Genomic DNA, 18,707 nt, shown 5'->3' with positions numbered 1-18,707 from the left:
TTTGATCTCTCGCTGTAGCCGAGCGAGAGGAGCGCGGTTGCACAGGTCGTGCAGCCGGATCGTCGGCACGTCCGCCGCATCAGGCCTCACGCCCTGCAGGTCGAACGCCCCGCGACGACTTCTGAAGCGGGAGGGGATCTGGGCACGGATCCTGGCGGCCTTGCAGGCGTGAGCGGACGTCGCTGGGAAGATCGGCTGGATGGTGAGCATGGACTCCACCACCATCATCCGGGCGTACCAGCACGCGGCCGGCGCCCGCCGGGACGGCCACCTGCAGGAGCCGCCCGGACTGGGCCCTGGCCGACAAGGCCTGCACCAGCAAGGCCAACCGGACTCGTCTGCGCCGACGGGGGATCAAGGCATGCATCCCCGCAAGGCCGACCAGGACGCTCACCGGCGAGCCAGGGATCGGCTGAAACCGTCACGCCGCAACAGCCACCGACAGACCTAACAAAGCACTACTGGTTCCCGGGAGCTACTGACCGAGAGCGGACATCGAGCGATCAGCCTGTGGAGGCCCCCAGCCGGGCGCGGCCGGCGATCAGCGCGAGCGTGGCGTCGGCCGCGCACCGCACGGCCATGTCCACGGCCTGCTCGCCGGCGCCGAACGCGCCCAGGTGCAGCAGCCCCGCGTGCCCGTGCGCAGTGGCGGCCACGGCCAGCCCGAGCGACTCGGCGGCCGCCGGGTCGCCACCGGCCAGGCCGCTACCACGGCTGAGGCCGCCGCCGCGGCTGTCATCTGTCCTTACAAGACGTTGCGAGCCACCCAGCGCTACGAGTCCGCCACGGGCTCCAGCTACAACGGCGCCTGGGCCAAGGGCGCATCGCTTGGTGTCTACCAGGGCTCCGCGTCGAACGGCCGACTGGGGACCACCTCCGGCTACTGGGTGAAGGCCGCCGATGTGACCAGTGCCACCAAGCGGTCGAAGTCACAGCCTCAACGTCCACGGCGATGACGCTGAAGAAGTCGATGTTCTCCGAGTGCGCCGCGCAGGCACCTCGTCCCGGTGCGTGAACGTGCGGCATCGCCGTTGATCTGCTTAACGTGTATCGTCGGAAATTATGTTCCGCCCCCTGCAAGCTGGCGAGCCGACCCAGCTGGGTGACTACCGCATCCTTGGGGGCCTCGGTGAGGGCGGGCAGGGCGTGGTCTACTTGGCCGAGCGTGTCTCGGGCGAGCGGGTGGCGATCAAGGTCCTGCATGCCAGGCTGGCGAGGCGGAGCGAGGCGCGCGAGCGTTTCTTACGCGAGGTGGACGCGGCCATGCGGGTGGCGGCGTTCTGCACAGCCCGCGTGCTGGACGTGGCGGTCGACGGCGACAGACCCTACATCGTGTCGGAGTTCGTCGACGGCTCGTCACTGGAGGATTCCGTCCGCGAGCACGGGCCCAGGTCCGGAGGCGCGCTCGATCGCATCGCGGTCAGCACGGCCACCGCGCTGGCGGCCATCCACCGGGCCGGGATCGTCCACCGCGACTTCAAGCCGTCGAACGTCCTGTTGGGCTCCGACGGCCCCCGGGTGATCGATTTCGGCATCGCGCGCGCGATCGACATGACTGCCACCGGCGGCTCGGTGGGCACCCCGTCGTACATGGCTCCCGAGGTGATCCACGGTGAGCCGGCGCAGCCCGCATCGGACGTGTTCAGCTGGGCGGTGACCGTGGGCTTCGCCGCGACCGGGCGCCCGTTCTTCGGCCAGGACACACTGCCTGCAGTGATGTACCGCATCCTCAACGCTCAGCCGGATCTGGACGGCGTACCCGAGCCCCTGCGTGCCCTTCTCTCCCGCTGCTTGGCCAAGGCGCCGCCGGAACGTCCCACGGCAGCCGAGGTCCTGCACCTCCTCCTCGGTCACGGCCAGATCGTGACCAAGCCCGTCGATGGGGACCCGGCCGCAGTTCCACCAGCGGAAGCTCCTCCGGCCGGAGTGGCACCCGCCTGGACGCCTTCTACCGGCATGCCGCCGGCAGGGCCGCCCTTCGCCGGGCTCGCCGGGACATCCGCTCCCGGAACGCCACCCGCCGCCCCCACCACAGACCCACGCCGCAAGCGGTCCAAGCTCCTGGTGGTGGGCTCGGTCACCTCCGTGGCGGTACTCGTGAGCGTGATCGTGTTGGCCCTGCGGTGGGGAGCGAGCGACTCTCCATCAACACCCACGCCCTTGGCCACAACGGACATACCGTCGGCGACGACCAGCGTCGCCGCCCGGCCGTACGGCAGGAAAGTGGCAGAGGTCACCCTCGGCGACGAGGTGAACACCCTGGCGGTAAGCACCTACACCGGGCAGCGCGCGGTGCTGGCCGGCAGCACCAAGGGGGTGGCCAAGGTGTGGAAGTTCGGCACGCGCCCCAGCGAACTCGCCAAGCTGAAGAACTCCGGCGGCGAGGAGACAAACGCTGCCATCGACGTGGGTGAAGTAGACGGGCAGGCGGCCACGTTCAGGCGACTGCGGAACGGCGCCGTCATCGTCTCCGGCGCGGAGCGCCTCGAGCCGCTCGGCCCCACCTACAGAGGCCACCAGAAAATGGTCTACGCGATCGCCCCGGCGCGGGTGTCGGGCAAGACGGTCCTGGTCAGCGGCGACGAGGCCGGAAAGATCCACGTGTGGGACCCGAAGACGGGCAAGGACTCCGGACCCCAGCCCAAGGCGGCGGGCGGCGACCCGGTGTTCGGTGTCGCGACCGGCACGATGGACGGGCACCCGTTCGCGGTGACGGCGTCGGCCGACGACACCGCGCGGGTGTGGAGCCTGGAGACCGGCGCCCTGGGCGCCACCTTCCAGGGCCACAGCGGTGATGTCTTCGCTGTGGCGACCACCGTGATGGACGGCGCGCCGGTGGGCATCAGCGGCGGCCTCGACCGCAAGATCCGCGTCTGGGACCTGCGCAACGGCCGGGAACAGGCCTCGTTCTCCGGCCACACCGCCGAGGTCGCCTGCCTGGCGGTGGGCAGGGTGAAGGGCCGCGCGGTCGTCGCCTCCGGCTCATTCGACGGGACCATCCGCGTCTGGGACCTACGCAGCGGCAAGCAACTCGGCGACCCGCTGAAGTCTCCCGGTGGGCGCGTCTACTCGGTGGTGATCGCCGAGGACGACGGGGAGTCCTGGCTGGCGGCGGGCGACGTCAAGGGCAACGTCACCGGATGGAGCCTCGGCCCGGCCTCCCCTTAGACAACCGGTCGTGTAATCGTCAGGACGCGAGGCTGTGGCCGTCTTGCTGTCGCACGATGACGTGACGGCTGTGGACAACTGCCGCGCCGTGCCCGGCCGGCTGGGGTCGGGAGGGTGGCCGGAACGGGGCCGGAATCGGGCGCGCGAAGCCAGGATGAAAGGTTTCCCCGGAGGAAGGTGAGCGTTACCGCCCGGGGCACCACCGCGCCACGTGCGACGATCAAGGTGCTGGCATGCCTCACCCCTCCCTCGGCCGCCGGGCCCTGCTGCAGGCGGCCATCGCCGCCCCCGCCGCCGGGACCCTCATCGGCGCAGCCCCCGCGCAAGCGGCCACCGGCGGTGGCCGGTTCGACCGCGGGAACCCGCGTTTCACCATCGGCGTGCTCCCCGACACGCAGTACCTGTTCGACGAGGACCGCTCCGACCCCGCCCCCGTGCGCCAGACGTTCCGCTTCCTCGCCGGCGAGCGCGAAAGCCGGAACATCGCGTTCATGACACACCTCGGCGACGTCACCGAACACGGCACCGAGGAGGAGCTCGGCCTGGCCTCCGACGCGTTCAAGTCGCTGGACGGCCGCCTGTCCTACAGCGTCCTGGCCGGTAACCACGACGTGAACTCAGGCACCGACGACCAGCGCGGCGACACCGCCTACCTCAAGGCGTTCGGCCCCTCCAGGTACGCGCGGATGTCGACGTTCCGGGGCGCCTCGCCCGACGGCTACAACAGCTACCACGTGCTCGACGCGGGCGGCCGGAAGTGGCTGGTGCTCGCCCTCGACTGGCGCATCTCCGACATGGGCCTGCAGTGGGCGCAGGGCGTCATCGACGCCAACCGGACCCTGCCCGCCATCCTCACCACGCACGACCTGGCCTGGGCGGGCGACGACGGCGTGGCGGCGCTGTCGCAGTACGGGCAGCGGCTGTGGGACGGCCTCATCAAGCGCAACGACCAGATCTTCCTGACGCTCAACGGCCACTACTGGCCGCCCGGCCGTACGGTGCTGAAGAACGACGCCGGCCACGACGTCCACGTGCACATCGCCAACTACCAGGACCGCTACTACGGCGGCGCGGGCATGATCCGCCTCTACGCCTTCGACCTCGTCCGCAACGTAATTGACGTGGAGACGCTGTCGCCCTGGCTGCTGGCCCGCGACCCGGACGAGCGCACCCCGCTGGAGGCCGAGCATCTGGAGCTGACCGGACCCGTCGACCGCTTCAGCATCGAGATCGACTTCGACGAGCGCTTCGCCGGGTTCGCCCCGCGCCCGACTCCCCCGTCCAGGCCCGCCAAGGCGGTGATGCCCAAGGGCACGGTGGCGTACTGGCGGTTCGACGCCGAGGGCCTGGCTGCGGCGGGCACGGACGGCGGGATCGTCCCGGCCGGGGCCGTCGCCCGGGACCTGACGGGCGGCGGCAACGACCTGACCATGGAGCTGCTGCACGCCAGCGCCCCCGAGACGCTCAGGTGGTCGGCCGAGCACCACGAGGGCCAGCCCGCCCACGCCAGCCTCCGCTTCGACGGCGGCAAGAACCCCGACCGCGGGGCGGTGCTCAGGTCGGCGGCGAACGCGCCCATCAACGCCATGAAGTTCGAGTCCGGCTACACCATCGAGGCGTTCGTCAAGCTGCCTGAGCCGTTCGAGGGCGAACACGCCTGGATGGGCATCCTGAGCTGGGAGGGCCGCAGCGGCGACGCCGGCAAGTCGAGCGGCTGGTCGCCCGACGAGCCCACGTGCAGCCTCAACCTGTCGCCCGAGCGGTTCCTGCAGTACGTCGTCTACCCCACCGACCGCGACGCCGACCCCACCTCGTGGAGCCACGCCCTCCCGGTGGGCCGCTGGCTGCACGTGGCAGTGGTCAACGACGCTCGCCGCACGGTGGTGTACGTGGACGGGTCGAGGATCGCCCGCAACCCGTCCCAGCCGTCGAAGGGCATCTCGACCCTTGGCCGGCCGTTCGCCATCGGCGGCACGCAGTTCGCGCTGGCGTACGGGCAGGGCTACTACGGGTGGATCGGCGACGTGCGAATCGTCGGCCGCGCGCTCAAGCCACGGGAGTTCCTGACGCCGTTCGCGTGACGGCCATCCGCGCGGCACGCCCATGGGGGTGAAACGCGCGCGGCCCCGGCGTCTTGCCGGGTGGGTCGCCCTGCCGTGGAGGCACGCGCTCGGCGGCACCAGCGGTGCAAGGTGTCCGCGATGTTCAGCATGAGTGGATCTCCACAGCAGATGATCAGCGTGGCAGAAGGTGGGCAAGGGCGTGCCGCCCGGCGGCTTCTGGCGGTCCGGCAGCCGGACGTGACCGGCTGCCGGACATGCCGGACAGGTTGTGTGCGTTCCGCGGATCGGGTCAGAGCAGCGCCTCGGCGGTGATGGGCAGTTCGCGGATCCGGCGGCCGGTGGCGTTGAAGACCGCGTTGGCGATCGCGGGCGCCACGCCGATGTGAACCACCTCGCCCAGCCCCTTCACGCCGAGCGGGTCGGCCTCGCGGTCCTCGCCGTCCAGGTAGATCGCCTCGATGTCGGGGACGTCGGCGTTGACGGGGACGAGGTAGTCGGCCAGGTTGGGGTTGACGATCCGGCCGTCGCGGTGGTCGGTGACCGTGTGTTCCAGCAGGGCGGTGCCGATGCCGCCCACGATGCCGCCGATCGCCTGGCTGACGGCGAGTTTGGGGCTGATGATGCGGCCGGCGTCATAGACGCCGAGCATGCGCCGCACCCGTACCAGGCCCAGTGCCGCATCGACGGCGACCTCGGCGAAGGTGGCGTTGTAGGCGTAGAAGGAGTGCCGCTCCGGCCCCGACGGCCGGGTGAACGAGCCGAGAGACTCCAGGTAGGGGCGGTTGTTGCGGGCCAGCAGCCGCTGGTACGTCTCGCCGCGGTCCGGGTCGCTCTGCGCCTGCATCCGGCCGCCGCGCACGACGACGTCCTGGGCGGCCACCCCGTACAGCGGTGACTGCCGGTCTTCGACGGCCAGCTTGATGGCCTGCTGCCGCACCTGGTTGCATCCGTCCAGGACGGCGGAGCCGACGCTGGCCATGGTCATCGAGCCGCCGTGCGGTGGGGTCGGCGGGTAGAGGGAGTCACCGATCCGGGTGGTCACCGAGCGCATGGCCAGCCCGAGGGCGTCGGCGGCGACCTGGGTCTGGGAGGTGTACGTGCCCGGCCCCATGTCACTGGCCGCCGTCTCGACCAGGGCGGTGCCGTCGGCGTTCAGGCGGATCCGGGCCTGGGCGGTGTTGCGCTGGGTTTCGTACACGCCGGTGGCCATGCCCATGCCGATCAGCCAGTCGCCCTCGCGCCGGGAGCGCGGCTCCGAACGGCGGCGGTCCCAGCCGAACTCGCGGGCGCCGACGGTGTAGCACTCGCGCAGCCGGCGGGTGGAGAACGGCAGCCCGCTCGACTCGTCCTGGGCCGGTTCGTTGCGCCTGCGCAGTTCGATCGGGTCGAGGCCGAGTTCGTGGGCGAGTTCGTCCATGGCCGACTCGATGACGAAGGACGCCGTCGCGAAGCCCGGGCCGCGCATGTACAGCGGCGTGTTCACGTGCAGCGGCACCGTCCGGTACGCCTGCGCCACGTTGGGCATGCTGTAGAGCATCTGGCCCGCGGGCATGATGGTCTCGGTGTACTTCTCGTACGAGGAGGTCTCGGCCTCCATCTCGTGGGCCATGGCACTCAGGCGCCCCTGCCGGTCGCTGCCCAGCCGCAGCCGGTAGTCATACGACGGGCGGAAGCCGGTGCCGAAGTACATCTGCCTGCGGCTCAGGACCAGCTTGACCGGACGGGCCAGCACGCGGGCGGCCATCGCGGCGATGACCACGTGCGGCCAGCAACGCAACCCCGAGCCGAAGGCGCCGCCGACGAACGGGGAGATCACCCGTACCGCCTGCGTCGCGATGCCGAACACGGCGGCGAGCTCGGTTTGCGTGCCGACGATCCACTGGGTCTTGTCCCACACGGTGAGCCGATGGCCGCTCCAGCGGGCGGTGGTGGCGTGCGGCTCCATCGGGTTGTGATGGTTGCGCGCCGTCCGGTAGGTCAGCTCCATCCGTACGGCCGCGGAGCTCAGTGCGGCCTCGGCATCGCCGCGCGCGTAGCGGGTCGGCTCGTCGGCCTGGGCCTGGCGCAGATCGGTCGAGGGCCGCTCGGCGTCGTAGCGGACCTCGACCAGGCTCGCCCCGTGCTGCGCGGCCTGAAGGGTGGTGGCCACCACGAGGGCGACCGGCTGACCGTAGAAGAGCACCCGGTCGTCCTGGAAGACCCGCAGCCGCCGTCCGGGCGGGTTGTTCGAGGCGGTGTTGTCGCGATAGGGCAGCTTCGGCGCGTTGAGGTGGCTGATCACCCGCAGCACGCCCGGGTGGGCCAGGGCGGCGCGGGTGTCGATCCCGGTGATCCGTCCCCGGCCGATGGCGCTGTCGACGATGACCGCGTGGACGACGCCGTCGACGTCGTGTTCGGCGGCGTACAGCGCCTTGCCCGTGACCTTCAGCCGGCCGTCCACCCGAGACAGCGGCGCGCCCACGGCGGTTCGCGGCTGGGGGCTCACTTCGTACCTCCTACGATGCGCAGCTGACGCGCCACGGTCCGCTTCAGCAGTTCGGTCTTGAAACCGTTGTGCCGCAGCGGGCGGGCGCCGTCGGCGGCCCGCTCGGCGGCGGCCGCCCACAGGGACTCCGAGGGGCGCTCGCCGATGAGGTGCCGCTCGACGGCGGGCAGCTTCCACGGCACGGTGCCCACGCCGCCGGCGGCGATCTTCGCCGCGCGGATCACGCCGCCGCGGACGTGCAGCGCGACGGCCGCCGAGGTCAGGGCGAACTCGTACGACTGGCGGTCGCGGACCTTCAGGTACCCCGACTTGAGCGGTTGCGGATGGGCCGGGATCTCCACAGCGGTGATCAGCTCGCCCGGCCGCAGGGCCTGTTCCTGGTGCGGGGTGCTGCCCGGCGGCAGCAGGAAGTCGGCGAAGGGAAGGCTGCGTTCCCCGTCCGGGCCGAGCAGGTGCACGCCGGCCTCCAGCGCCGCGAACGCGACGGCGACATCCGAGGGGTGCGTGGCCGCACACTGGTCGGAGGCGCCGAGGATCGCGTGGCTACGGTTGAAACCGTCCAGCGCCGCGCATCCCGAGCCGGGCCGGCGCTTGTTACAGGCGGCCGTCACGTCGCGAAAGTAGGTGCACCGGGTGCGCTGCATGATGTTGCCGCCGATGGTGGCCATGTTGCGCAGCTGGGGCGAGGCGCTCAGCTCCAGCGCCTGCGCCACGACGGGAAAGGCGGCGCGCACCTTCGGGTGGGCGGCGGCCGCGGCCATCGACACGAGCGCGCCGATGCGCAGGCCCCCACCGGCGGTGCCGGTGATGTCGTGCAACGGAAGGGCACCGATGTCGATCAGCTCGCCGGGCCGCTCGACGTTCTCGCGCATCAGGTCGACCAGGGTGGTGCCGCCGGCGATGTAGCGGCCGCCCCGCCGGCCGCCGTCGAGCGCGCCGTCGATGTCGGCGGCCTTGGTGTAGGAGAAGGGATGCATCCGGACCTCACTTCCGGCCGGCGGCCTGCTCGACCGCTTTGGCGATCTTGGTGTAGCAGCCGCAGCGGCAGATGTTGCCGCTCATCCACTCCCGGATCTCCTCCGGCGAGCCGGTACGGCCTTCCCGGATGCAGCCGATGCCGGACATGATCTGACCCGGCGTGCAGTAACCGCACTGGAACGCGTCCTGCTCGATGAACGCCTCCTGCAACGGGTGCAGGTCGTCGTCCTCGTCCGGGGCGAGCCCCTCGACGGTGGTGACCTCGGCGCCCTCCAGCCGCACCGCCAGCGTCAGGCACGCGTTGACCCGGCGACCGTCGACCAGGACGGTACACGCCCCGCAGGCCCCGGCGTCGCAGCCCTTCTTCGTGCCCGTCAGCCCCAACTGCTCACGCAGCAGGTCCAGCAGCGAGGTCCGGTTGTCGACCGTCGCGGCGTGCCGTTCACCGTTCACGGTCAGTGAGACGCGACCGCTGGGCGGCGCATGGGCGGCGGCCGCCTCCTGCGGGGCGGCCAGGGACGGTGCCGCGATCAGGCCGTCCGCGACGACGGCGCCACCGACCGCGGTACTGACCGCGATGAAGGTACGCCGCTTGAGCGCCGAGGAGGACTCATCGGCTGTGGCCGGGGCCGGAACAGCGGAAACAGGCGGTTCAGGGGACATGCGTACTCCTTCGCATCACAGACGGATCAGGGCTTGATGAGGACCTTGAGGCTCTTGCGGTCGGCCATGTCCTGATATCCGGCCGGGACGCCGTCAAGATCGACATGGTGCCGACGGCTTCGAGGACCGCGTGCGTGCCGTGCCCGCCGGTCAGCTCGCGGACCTGGGCGATCCCCTCCTCACCGCGGGCGGAGACGACGTCGGTGGCGCCGAACTCCCGGCCGAGGTCGGTACGCGCCGCGTGGCGTCCCATGAGGATGATCTGCTCGGCGCCCAGGCGCTTGGCCGACAGCACCGCCAGCAGGCCGACTGCGCCGTCACCGATCACGGTGACGCGGGTACGCTCGTTGACGCCGCCGGCCACGGCGGCGTGATAGCCGGTGCCGAACACGTCCGAGAGCGTCAGCAGGGACGGGATCAGGGCGGAGTCCGGTGCGACGGGGAGCTTGACGAGGGTGCCGTCGGCGAGCGGGACGCGGACCGCTTCGGCCTGGCCGCCCTCCTCCGGCTCGCCGTCCCAGAAGCCGGCCTGCGGGTGGGCGCAGGAGGTGTGCAGGCCCTCGCGGCAGAACGCGCAGGTGTTGTCGGAGATGGCGAAGGGGGCCACGACCAGGTCGCCCCGCTTGACGGTGGTCACCTCCGACCCGGCGTCCTCGACGACGCCGATGAACTCGTGCCCCATCCGGGCGGGACCCTCCGCCGGGGACAGCGAGCCGTAGGGCCACAGGTCGCTGCCGCAGATGCAGGAGGCGGTGACACGGACGAGCGCGTCGGTGGGCAGCTTGATGACCGGGTCCGGGACGTTCTCGACGCGGACGTCGCCGGCGCCGTACATGAAGGTTGCGCGCATGAGGTGTGCTCCGATGCGATTGGTGCTTGATTTCGGGTGTTTGCGGGGTGTGCTCGCCGGAACGGCGAGCTCAGTGCGCTCTGATGGCTGCTGTTGTGGAGCGGCGGCGCTGGGCGAGAGCGATCGTGGGGATCAGGGTCAGCGCGGCGATGGCGGTGCCGACCACGGGACATCAGCACCGGGTTGGCGCCGAGCCCGAAGAAGCCCAGCAGGCCGACCAGCAGGACCGTGGTCGCGGTGTAGCCGGTCAGCAGGCAGATCGCGAGGAGCAGGAGGGTGGCTCCCGCGGCTGCCCCGACGGTCACCGCGTGCGGCTGGGCGTCGCCCAGGCGGCCCCCGACGATCGAGCCGGCGAGGGCGCCGATGCCGAAGCCGACGAGGGCCAGTGGCACGAGCCCCGGGGGGAGGCCGCCCCGGTCGGTCAGGAGCGGCGAGACGTAGGAGTACGCGGCCAGGACGCCGCCGGTCGTGCTGGCACAGGCCGCCAACACCAGCCACAGGCGGCCGGAGCGCAGAGCGGCCAGCTCGGATCGGATCGATCCCGCGTGCGGGGCCGCGCCGTCATCCGGGATGGCGCGGGCGATGAGCGCGATGGCTGCCGCGGCGAGGGCGGCGAGGGCCCAGAACGCGCCGGTCGCCAGCGCCGTCAGGAACCGCGCCGCCAGCAGCAGCCTGAAGCTGGAGCCGAGGGCGACGATGACGTGTCCGGCGGCGAAGACGCCCAAGGCGAGCATCAGCGTCAGCCGTTTGGGCAGCCGTAGCGTCAGCATCGCCATCAGCGGCGCGCCGACGATCATCCCGAGCGCGAAGACCGTGATCAACAGCCCGGCCTGGGCCACGTCCACCCGCAGGTCGCCCGCGATCTCCGGCAGCAGGCCCGCCACCACGAACTCGGTCGTGCCCATCAGGAACGTGCCCAACGCCAGCACGTAGACGACCGGAGGAAGCCGCGCGGGCAGACGCTCATGCACGTCGTCGCGGGCTTGCAGGACTCCTCCTCGCATGGCCATTCTTCCATCTCCACAGGGGTCGCGTTCGGGCTGTCCCGTCCACGAAACCGGCTTTGCCGCAGGTGGAGAAGGTCGCGTTTATGGGGGGTATGAACTCAACCCCCCTCCGCACTTCCTGCAGGTCAGCCTGCGACTACCGTGGACGGCATGGACCAGGAACCCGGTAATCGTTCCGGCAACCGCTCCGAGATCCGGGACTTCCTCGCCAGCCGGCGCGCCAAGATCACCCCGGAACAGGCCGGGCTGCCGACCAGCGGCCGACGCCGGGTTCCGGGGCTACGGCGCGAGGAGGTCGCCGTGCTGGCAGGCGTGAGCACCGAGTGGTACACGAGGCTGGAGAAGGGCCACATCAGCGGCGTGTCCGAAGACGTCATCGACGCCGTCGCCCGGGCACTGCAGCTGGAGGAGGACGAGCGCACCTACCTGTTCGACCTGGCCCGGGCGGCCCGGCCCGCCCGCCGCACGCCTTCGCGCCGCAAGGATGTCGAGGTCCCGCCCCGCATCCAGTGGCTGCTCGACTCCATGACGATGGCCTCGGCATCGGTGCAGAACGGTCGCATGGACGTCGTCGCCGCCAATTCACTGGCCCGAGCCGTGTTCGCGCCGTGGTTCCGCAGCGGCACCGCTGACAAGCGCGGCCGCCCCAACGTCGCCCGCTACATCTTCCTGGACCCGGGCGCCCACGACTTCTACGTCGACTGGGAGACCGCCGCCGTCACCACCGCCTCGCTGCTACGCGCGGAAGCCGGGCGCGAGCCCCACGACCGGGCCCTGCGCGAGCTCGTCGGCGAGCTGTCCACGCTCAGCCCCGACTTCCGCACCATGTGGGCCGCGCACGACGTACGCATCCGCCACGACGGCATCAAGCGGCTGCACCACCCCGAGGTCGGCCGCCTGGAACTGACCTACCAGTCCCTGAACCTGCCCATGTCCGATCGGGCGGTGCACGACCTGACGATCTACACCGCCGAACCGGGCACCACCTTCGAAGACCGGCTCAAGCTCCTCGCCAGCCTGGCCGCCACCCGGCCCCGGGCGGAGGAGCCCACCAACCAGCCCCGCTGAAGCAGGCCGCCGGTGACGGGGGCGTCGGTGATGGTTCCCAGGTGCCGGTCGGCCGAGCTGACCGCTCAGGCGCCGCTCGTCGTGGACGTCACCCTGGACCGTCCGGCGGTGCTGACGCCCGTGGCCGAACTCGCCACCGTGCTGCTGGGTTCCTTCTCCTCCAGCGACCGGGCGCTCGCGCTGGTGGTCACCGGCCGGGCGACGCCGAGGGGCGATCCGCGGTGTCAGCAGAACGCGAGGGACCCGTCCGGCCGGACGGGAACCCGGCGTTCCCAGTGCACGTAGTCGTCCTCCGCCAGGGCGTCCTCGTCGATGGTGATCCCCCAGCCGGGCCGGTCGGGCCGCAGCTCCAGGTGCCCGTCGACCGGCACGTACGGGTCCGGGCACCACCTCGTCGTCTCCGGCTTGTACTCCAGGATCGAGAAGTTGCTGCAGGCCGCGGCGAAGTGCACGTTGTGCGCGGTGGCCAGCGGCCCCATCGGGTTGTGGGGGGCCACCATGGTGTTGAAGGTCTCGGCGAGGGTCGCGATGCGCCGCATCTGGGACATGCCGCCCACCACGCAGATGTCCGGCTGGATGAGGTCGGCGCCCCCGTGGGTGAGCAGGTTCAGGAACTCGTGGGGAGAGTACAGGCTCTCCCCGGTGGCCAGGGGCACCGCCAACTGCTGGCGCAGGTAGCCCCAGGAGGCGAAGTGCTCCGGGCGGAGCGGCTCCTCCAGGAAGAGCGGGTCCATCGGCGCCAGGGCGTTGCCGAGCTGAACCGCCTGGTAGGGCTCGAAGATCTTGGCGTGCGCGTCGAAGGCGAAGTCGAACTCCTCCGGGCAGGACCGCCTGATCTCCTGAGCCCATTCCGCCGTCTCGGCGACGACGAGGCCCCAGCGTCTGGCGTGCAGGTCCGTACGGAACGGGCTCAGCTTGAAGGCGGTGAGTCCGTGGCTGCGGTGCAGCTCGGTGGTCTGGCGGCGGCACTCGTCGGGGTCGGGCGCGGAGTAGAGCCCGCAGTAGACGCGCACGCGATCCCGTACGGCGCCACCGAGCACCTGGTAGACGGGCACGCCGAGCGCCTTGGCGGTGATGTCCCACAGCGCGTGGTCGATGGCGGCGATCGCCGCCAGCCCGAGCGCCCCCTGCGGGAACCTGGCGGTGCGGAGGAGGAGCTGGGACACGTACTCCACGCGCCGCGGATCCACTCCCCTGATCTGCCCGCCGAGGTAGTCGAGCAGGGGGCCGAGCGCCAGGTCGGGACCGTGGTTGTAGGCCTCGCCCCAGCCGCTGACGCCCTCGTCGGTGTCGACGCGCACCAGCACCCGGGGACGATCGCCGACGCGCTGCACGAACGAGCGCAGGCCGCTGATCCTCATGACGCCGCCACGGGCAGGGGCCCGAGGTCGTCGGCCTTCGCCCACTCGGTGAGGATCCGCGCGACCTCCTGCCGTTCCGGTTCGCCGAGGACGGTGCTCGGCGCCCGGACCGCGCGGTCGCACAGGCCGAGCTGGTGCATCGCCTCCTTGACGACGCTGACGTTGTTGGCTCCGCCGTCGACCGCGCGCAGGTGCTCGAACCGCGCGATGTCGTGGAGCATCCGCTCCGCCGCCGGATAGCGCTCCTCGCGCAGGGCGTCCCTGAGCCGGAGGGAGTAGGCGGGGTTGACGTTCACCAGCCCGGAGGTGAAGCCCTCAGCCCCGTGGACGGCGTAGGACAGCGCGTACGGTTCGGCCAGCCCGGCGATCCAGACGAACCGGTCGGGGCCTGTCTCCGCGCGGAGCTGCGCGAAACGGTTCACGTCCGCGACGGCGTACTTCAGGGCGATCACGTTGGGGCACAGGTCGCCCAGCCGCGCCAGCAGCCGGCCGTCGACCCAGGCGTTGCGCAGGTAGAGGACCAGGGCCAGGTCCGGCACCGCTTCGGCGATCTCCCTGTGGTAGTCGAGCCAGCCCTGGGCCGACACGTGCGGGTGCACCGGCTGGTGCACCATGACCATCCGGATGCCGTGCGCCGCCGCGTGGCGGGCCTCCTCGACGGCGGTGGCGACGTCGAGGCCGATCCCGGCCAGGAGGTGCGCCTCTCCCCGCACGGCCTCCGCGGCGGCCGTGATCAGCTGGAGCCGCTCCTCGGCGCTCAGGGCGTAGAACTCGCCGGTGTTGCCGTTCGGGGTGAGCACGTTGACGCCCGCGTCGACCAGGCGGCGCAGCAGCGAACGGTACAGCGCGAGGTCGGGGACGCCGCCGGCGTACGGCGTGACCGGGATGGCGACGACGTCGCGCAGGGCCCGGGAGAGCTCACCGAACCTCACGGCCGGCCTCCTTGATCTGCTGGAGCGCGCGCTCCTGGAAGACGCTGATGTGCTGCAACACGAGCCGGGCCGCCTCGTCGGCCTGCCCGTTCAGTGCCGCCTCGAGAATCTGCCGGTGCTCCTGCGCCTCGCCCTCCCAGGAGGGACGCTGGGACCAGACGTTGACGGAGATGAGGGCCGTCTGGTCGCGCAGCTGGTCGAGCACGCCGACCAGCACCTCGTTGTCGCAGTCGGCGTAGAGGGCGCGGTGGAAGTCGCGATTGGCGAGGCTGCGGGTCACCTCGTCCGTGGCCTCGTCCGCCTTGCGCAGGGCCTCGCGGGCGAGCCGGCCGCCGTCGCGCAACCCCGCCTCGACGCTTCGCCGCACCGCGGCCGGCTCGATCAGGCACCGGGCGTCGAACACGCTGCGGGTCAGGCGCTCGTCGACCTTGCGGACCGTCACCCCGGTGTATTCGCTGATGGTGACCAGGCCGGCCCCGCTGAGCGTCTTCAGCGCCTCGCGCACCGGAGTCTTGGAGACACCGAAACGGCTGGCGAGCTCCACCTCCACGAGGGCACGCCCGGCCGGCAGCTCGCCGCTCAGAATGCCGCGACGCAGCGCTTCGAGGACGAGGGCCGTCCTCGAAGACGCTTTGATCGCGCCCAACGCTGTCTCACTCACCCGCGCTCCTTCGCTTGTCGTCGACCACCGCACCCGGCGCTCCGTCTGGCCGCCGGGGTGGGGGTCGAAGGGCACATCGCCCATTGTATAGAACCGACCATACCCGAAATCTCATATCTCATGTACCGTATGGCAACCGCACAGCGGAGCGCAGTTCTTGGTGAACGAGAGGAAAGACCCATGACCCGTCAGCACCACCCGGCCGAGGTCCTCGGCCCGAACGCCCTGTCCCGGCGCGGCTTCATCCGGACGGCGGCACGGGCCGGCGTCGCCATGGGTCTGGCGTCCGCGGTGAGCGCCTGCGGCGGCTCAGGCGGCGGTAGCGACGGCACCGTCACGCTGCAGTTGTGGGACACCGACACCCGGCCGGAGCGCACGGCCAACCTCAAGAAGCTGATCTCGATGTTCGAGGCCAAGAACCCCGGCATCCGCATCAACTACCTGGGCCTGCCCACCGACCAGTACATGCAGAAGATCAACACCGCGATCGCCACGCGTTCCACACCCGACCTGCTCACCCCGAAGGCGTCCGACCTCGCGGCCCTGGTGGCCCAGAACGCGCTCGCTCCCCTGGACGAACGCCTGAAGAAGGCCGGCCTCGAACCGCAGATCTCCGAGCAGATGCTCAAGTCCACCCAGGCCGCCGCCCCCGACGGCAAGCTCTACCTGACGCCCACCACCAGCCTCGCCGACGTGATCTACTATCGCGCCGACTGGTTCCAGGAGGCCGGGCTGAAGCCGCCGGCCACCTGGGCGGACTTCGACGCGGCCGCGAGCCGTCTCACCAACGCCTCCTCCGGCCGCTTCGGCTACACGCTGCGCGGCGGCAACGGCTTCTTCAGCCAGTTCGTACAGATGGTCTATCCGCGTGCGGGCGTGAGCACGTTCTTCCGCGAGGACGGGTCCTCCACGCTGGACGACCCCGCGATCATCGCCGCCTGCGAGAAGTACGTGGCCCTGTTCGGCAAGCAGACCGCGCGCAGCGATCTGACCGCCGACTTCAAGACCATGGTGGCCCAGTTCGGCAACGGCGGCGCGGCCATGTTGAGCCACAGCATCGGCTCCTACCCCAACCACGTCGCCGCCCTGGGAGCCGAGAAGGTCGGCGCCGTCGCGCCCTTCCCCGGGCCGGACGGCCAGGTGCTGACCGGCTGGATGACGACCGGGTTCGGGATGTTCCAGGCGAGCGAGCACCAGGAGGAGGCGTGGAAGTTCCTCGCCTACACGATGGAGCCCGAGGGCAACAGCTTCTGGGCCCAGAAGTCCGGATACCTCCCGGGCAACAAGACGGTCGCGAAAGAGCAGTGGGTGACCGAGAACGCCGCGATGAAGGCCGCGCTGGACGCCGCCGCGAAGCCCGGCGTCGTGACCCTGGAACTGCCCTACTACCTGCCGGAATTCACCTCCATCACCGTCACCGACCTGCTTCCCGAGTGGCAGAAGGTGCTGCAGGGCAGCCTGACGTCCCGTGACTTCCTCACCGCCGCGGCCGCGGCCCTGACCACCGCCAAGCGCAAGTACGACAAGGAGCACGGATGAGCTCCACGACCGCCGAACCGGTGCGCCGCCCGACCGGGTCCCGGGCCGGGCACGCGTACCTGCTGATCGCGCCGGCCGTCGTGCTGGTGCTGATCTTCCTGCTCTATCCCGTGCTCAGCGTCTTCTGGGAGAGCCTGCGCCACCACAACCTCACCCGGCCCCTCGACGACGGGTTCGCCGGCCTGGACAACTACCGGGCACTGCTGGCCGACGAGCTGTTCTGGCGGAGCCTGCGCTTCACCGGCCAGTGGGTGTTCGTGGAGGTGGCGCTGCAGTTCGTGCTCGGCCTGGCGCTGGCGCTGGTGCTGAACCGCACCTTCGTGGGCCGTGGACTGGCCCGCGCCCTGGCCTTCAGCCCGTGGGCGGTGTCGGGCATCCTCACCACGACGATCTGGATCCTGCTCTACAACCCCACCACCGGGATCGGGCACTACCTGGCGTCCATGGGCATCGGCGAGTACGGGACTTCCCTGCTGTCGGATCCCGACACGACCTTCTGGGCCCTGGTCATCGCCGAGATGTGGAAGGGCATCCCGTTCTTCGCCATCCTCATCCTCGCCGACCTGCAGTCGGTGCCGCTGGAGCTGTACGAGGCGGCGAACGTCGACGGCGCCGGACCGCTGCGCCGGTTCACGTCGGTGACCTGGCCGCACATCCGCAGGGCCGTGGTCATCGCCACGCTGCTGCGGGCGGTGTGGGAGTTCAACAACGTCGACCTGCTGTACACGATGACCGCCGGCGGCCCGGCGGGTTCGACGACCACGCTGCCGCTCTACGTGGCCCAGACCGCCATCCACGACCAGGACTTCGGCTACGGCTCCGCGCTCACCGTCACGGCGTTCCTGCTGCTGACCTTCGCGTCCCTGGTCTACCTGCGCATCAGCTCCGGCAATTCCAAGGAGGACAAGTGAGCCTCGCCACCCGCGACGACGTCGGGCGGGCCCCGGCGGCACCACCGACCCGGCACGCGACCGGCGCGCACGCGGCCCGCAAGCGACGGCGCTCGGTGGGCGACCGCCTGATGCTGTGGGTGCCGCTGACGTTGTTCCTGCTCTTCACGCTCGTCCCGTTGTACTGGATGGTGCTGTTCGCCTTCCGGCCGACGGGTTCCACGTCCCTCGTGCCGTGGCCCATCACCCTGGAGAACTTCCAGAGGGTCTGGGAGGGCTCGGGCTTCGGCATCTACTTCCGCAACAGCATCGCCGTCGCGGTGGCCAGCCTCATCGTGTCGACGGTGATCGGCATGCTCGGCGGGTACGCGCTCGCCCGCCTCAGCTTCCGCGGCAAGAACGTCTTCCTGGTCATCATGCTGTGCACGCAGTTCATCCCGGGCGCCATGATGCTCATCCCGCTCTTCCAGATCTTCAACGGGCTCTATCTGACGAACAGCCTGTGGAGCCTGATCATCGCCGACACCGTCTTCCACCTGCCGCTCTCCCTCGTCCTCATGGCGGGCTTCATCAGAAATGTGCCGGTCTCCCTGGAGGAGTCGGCCCAGGTGGACGGGTGCGGCCGGATCCGGGCGTTCTGCGCGGTCGTCCTGCCGCTGCTCAAGCCCGGGATCGTCGCCGTCGGGTCCTTCGCGTTCATCAGCGCATGGAACAACTTCCTGTTCGCCATCATGTTCATCAGCTCGCAGGACCGGTTCACCGTGCCCGTCGGGCTGAGCTACCTGCTGGGCGAGTTCGGCACCGACTTCGGCGCCCTCGCCGCCGGGGGCCTGATCGCCGTCGCGCCCGTCGTCGTGCTCTTCGCGTACGTGCAGCGCTTTCTCATCCAGGGGTTGAGCGCCGGCGCGGTCAAGGGCTGACGCCGGTGTGCGACCACTCAGCCCGCAGCGCCAATAACCAGGCTGGATGGCGGCGGACAAAGCGTCGAGGATGTCGTCGGAGACACCGCGGACGTTGCCACGCTCCAGCCGGGTGTAGTACT

General features: G+C 70.7%; 16 protein-coding genes. 7 read left to right on the top strand and 9 right to left on the bottom strand.

Annotation, left to right across the window (positions count from 1 at the left end):
• Positions 1 to 503: 503 nt before the first annotated feature.
• Positions 504 to 656: a hypothetical protein gene (locus HD596_RS30070; RefSeq protein ID WP_185072644.1), complete on the bottom strand. Its 153-nt coding sequence runs from the start codon at positions 654 to 656 to the stop codon at positions 504 to 506.
• A gap of 406 nt (positions 657 to 1,062) precedes the next feature.
• Here HD596_RS30070 and HD596_RS30065 point away from each other — a divergent pair, with 406 nt between their 5' ends.
• Together HD596_RS30065 and HD596_RS30060 are read left to right on the top strand one after the other, a co-directional pair.
• Positions 1,063 to 3,168 carry a serine/threonine-protein kinase gene (locus tag HD596_RS30065; protein ID WP_185072643.1) on the top strand — a complete coding sequence of 702 codons (2,106 nt, stop codon included), beginning with the start codon at positions 1,063 to 1,065 and terminating at the stop codon, positions 3,166 to 3,168.
• Between the two features lie 233 nt (positions 3,169 to 3,401).
• Positions 3,402 to 5,249 carry a LamG-like jellyroll fold domain-containing protein gene (locus HD596_RS30060; RefSeq protein ID WP_185072642.1) on the top strand — a complete coding sequence of 616 codons (1,848 nt, stop codon included), beginning with the start codon at positions 3,402 to 3,404 and terminating at the stop codon, positions 5,247 to 5,249.
• 271 nt (positions 5,250 to 5,520) lie between these two features.
• On the opposite strand, the gene HD596_RS30055 is transcribed toward HD596_RS30060, so the two are convergent.
• From HD596_RS30055 to HD596_RS30035, 5 genes are read right to left on the bottom strand one after another with little or no spacing between them, the layout of a single operon-like run.
• Complete coding sequence (locus HD596_RS30055) at positions 5,521 to 7,716, bottom strand: xanthine dehydrogenase family protein molybdopterin-binding subunit (RefSeq protein ID WP_185072641.1); 2,196 nt, start codon at positions 7,714 to 7,716, stop codon at positions 5,521 to 5,523.
• Positions 7,713 to 8,693: an FAD binding domain-containing protein gene (locus HD596_RS30050; protein WP_185072640.1), complete on the bottom strand. Its 981-nt coding sequence runs from the start codon at positions 8,691 to 8,693 to the stop codon at positions 7,713 to 7,715. The genes HD596_RS30055 and HD596_RS30050 overlap by 4 nt, the downstream gene beginning before the upstream one ends.
• Before the next feature lie 7 nt (positions 8,694 to 8,700).
• A complete protein-coding gene (locus HD596_RS30045) occupies positions 8,701 to 9,357 on the bottom strand; it encodes a (2Fe-2S)-binding protein (RefSeq protein WP_185072639.1) in 657 nt (218 codons plus the stop codon).
• On the bottom strand, positions 9,347 to 10,084 hold the full coding sequence (locus HD596_RS30040) for an alcohol dehydrogenase catalytic domain-containing protein (protein ID WP_246557070.1): 738 nt from the start codon (positions 10,082 to 10,084) through the stop codon (positions 9,347 to 9,349). The genes HD596_RS30045 and HD596_RS30040 overlap by 11 nt, the downstream gene beginning before the upstream one ends.
• Positions 9,991 to 11,211, bottom strand: a complete 1,221-nt coding sequence (locus HD596_RS30035; protein WP_246554951.1) for an MFS transporter — start codon at positions 11,209 to 11,211, stop codon at positions 9,991 to 9,993. The genes HD596_RS30040 and HD596_RS30035 overlap by 94 nt, the downstream gene beginning before the upstream one ends.
• A gap of 153 nt (positions 11,212 to 11,364) precedes the next feature.
• Here HD596_RS30035 and HD596_RS30030 point away from each other — a divergent pair, with 153 nt between their 5' ends.
• The gene (locus HD596_RS30030) at positions 11,365 to 12,282 is read left to right on the top strand and encodes a helix-turn-helix transcriptional regulator (RefSeq protein WP_185072637.1); all 918 of its coding nucleotides are present in this window, start codon (positions 11,365 to 11,367) and stop codon (positions 12,280 to 12,282) included.
• 27 nt (positions 12,283 to 12,309) lie between these two features.
• Complete coding sequence (locus HD596_RS30025) at positions 12,310 to 12,567, top strand: hypothetical protein (RefSeq protein WP_185072636.1); 258 nt, start codon at positions 12,310 to 12,312, stop codon at positions 12,565 to 12,567.
• Here the strand turns inward: HD596_RS30025 and HD596_RS30020 are convergent.
• Genes HD596_RS30020 through HD596_RS30010 form a run of 3 tightly spaced genes read right to left on the bottom strand, consistent with a single transcriptional unit; the run spans position 12,507 to position 15,236 of the window.
• Entirely contained in the window at positions 12,507 to 13,643 is a 1,137-nt protein-coding gene (locus HD596_RS30020) for a mandelate racemase/muconate lactonizing enzyme family protein (protein WP_185072635.1), read from the bottom strand. The two genes, HD596_RS30025 and HD596_RS30020, sit on opposite strands and share 61 nt — an antisense overlap.
• Positions 13,640 to 14,575 carry a dihydrodipicolinate synthase family protein gene (locus HD596_RS30015; protein WP_185072634.1) on the bottom strand — a complete coding sequence of 312 codons (936 nt, stop codon included), beginning with the start codon at positions 14,573 to 14,575 and terminating at the stop codon, positions 13,640 to 13,642. The genes HD596_RS30020 and HD596_RS30015 overlap by 4 nt, the downstream gene beginning before the upstream one ends.
• Positions 14,562 to 15,236, bottom strand: a complete 675-nt coding sequence (locus HD596_RS30010; protein WP_313045093.1) for a GntR family transcriptional regulator — start codon at positions 15,234 to 15,236, stop codon at positions 14,562 to 14,564. The genes HD596_RS30015 and HD596_RS30010 overlap by 14 nt, the downstream gene beginning before the upstream one ends.
• Before the next feature lie 180 nt (positions 15,237 to 15,416).
• On the opposite strand from HD596_RS30010, the gene HD596_RS30005 reads away from it, so the two are divergent.
• The 3 genes from HD596_RS30005 to HD596_RS64965 are packed head-to-tail and all read left to right on the top strand — an operon-like array spanning position 15,417 to position 18,585.
• On the top strand, positions 15,417 to 16,775 hold the full coding sequence (locus tag HD596_RS30005; protein ID WP_185072632.1) for an ABC transporter substrate-binding protein: 1,359 nt from the start codon (positions 15,417 to 15,419) through the stop codon (positions 16,773 to 16,775).
• Positions 16,772 to 17,686 carry a carbohydrate ABC transporter permease gene (locus HD596_RS30000; RefSeq protein WP_185072631.1) on the top strand — a complete coding sequence of 305 codons (915 nt, stop codon included), beginning with the start codon at positions 16,772 to 16,774 and terminating at the stop codon, positions 17,684 to 17,686. Before HD596_RS30005 ends, HD596_RS30000 begins: the two co-directional genes overlap by 4 nt.
• A complete protein-coding gene (locus HD596_RS64965) occupies positions 17,683 to 18,585 on the top strand; it encodes a carbohydrate ABC transporter permease (protein WP_313045089.1) in 903 nt (300 codons plus the stop codon). Before HD596_RS30000 ends, HD596_RS64965 begins: the two co-directional genes overlap by 4 nt.
• Positions 18,586 to 18,707 lie beyond the last annotated feature (122 nt).

Source organism: Nonomuraea jabiensis, from assembly GCF_014204795.1.
GTDB classification, from domain to species: Bacteria; Actinomycetota; Actinomycetes; order Streptosporangiales; family Streptosporangiaceae; genus Nonomuraea; species Nonomuraea jabiensis.
This window is presented reverse-complemented; position numbering and strand designations above follow the sequence as displayed.

Excerpts from the sequence above, each read along its gene's own strand:
- HD596_RS30065 (WP_185072643.1), top strand. The coding sequence starts at position 1,063 with ATGTTCCGCCCCCTGCAAGCTGGCGAGCCGACCCAGCTGGGTGACTAC.
- HD596_RS30060 (WP_185072642.1), top strand. The coding sequence starts at position 3,402 with ATGCCTCACCCCTCCCTCGGCCGCCGGGCCCTGCTGCAGGCGGCCATC.
- HD596_RS30050 (WP_185072640.1), bottom strand. The coding sequence starts at position 8,693 with ATGCATCCCTTCTCCTACACCAAGGCCGCCGACATCGACGGCGCGCTC.
- HD596_RS30045 (WP_185072639.1), bottom strand. The coding sequence starts at position 9,357 with ATGTCCCCTGAACCGCCTGTTTCCGCTGTTCCGGCCCCGGCCACAGCC.
- HD596_RS30035 (WP_246554951.1), bottom strand. The coding sequence starts at position 11,211 with ATGCGAGGAGGAGTCCTGCAAGCCCGCGACGACGTGCATGAGCGTCTG.
- HD596_RS30030 (WP_185072637.1), top strand. The coding sequence starts at position 11,365 with ATGGACCAGGAACCCGGTAATCGTTCCGGCAACCGCTCCGAGATCCGG.
- HD596_RS30020 (WP_185072635.1), bottom strand. The coding sequence starts at position 13,643 with ATGAGGATCAGCGGCCTGCGCTCGTTCGTGCAGCGCGTCGGCGATCGT.
- HD596_RS30005 (WP_185072632.1), top strand. The coding sequence starts at position 15,417 with ATGACCCGTCAGCACCACCCGGCCGAGGTCCTCGGCCCGAACGCCCTG.
- HD596_RS30000 (WP_185072631.1), top strand. The coding sequence starts at position 16,772 with ATGAGCTCCACGACCGCCGAACCGGTGCGCCGCCCGACCGGGTCCCGG.